The sequence below is a fragment of the Psychrobacter sp. CAL346-MNA-CIBAN-0220 genome (assembly GCF_040309805.1).
Taxonomy (GTDB): Bacteria; Pseudomonadota; Gammaproteobacteria; order Pseudomonadales; family Moraxellaceae; genus Psychrobacter.
In genome coordinates this window covers 1-237 of record NZ_JBEOPF010000712.1, presented here as the reverse complement: position 1 = coordinate 237, position 237 = coordinate 1, and the positions used below count along the sequence as shown (strand labels likewise).

Sequence of the window (237 nt, the reverse complement as noted above, 5' to 3'; positions counted from 1 at the left end):
GCTCATACTCGCTCATAATACGATGAATATCCGCATCAACAGGGACGAATTCACGCACGCCTTTTTTTACTTCGGCATCATAAACCAGTTTAATAAACTTGGCATCGATAGCACGACCACGATTTTGGCTATGAACAGTAAGATATTGCAAGCGCTTGGCATTGGTCTGTCCATCGTCAAAGCAGGCAACAGCAGCGATGGGCTTATCATTGAACATACCGACGTAAAGCGTTTGAC

At 44.7% G+C, this 237-nt stretch carries 1 pseudogene; it reads right to left on the bottom strand.

What is annotated here, in order from left to right:
* Window positions 1-237, bottom strand: a pseudogene (locus AAEY88_RS15425) (hypothetical protein); the annotation flags it as partial.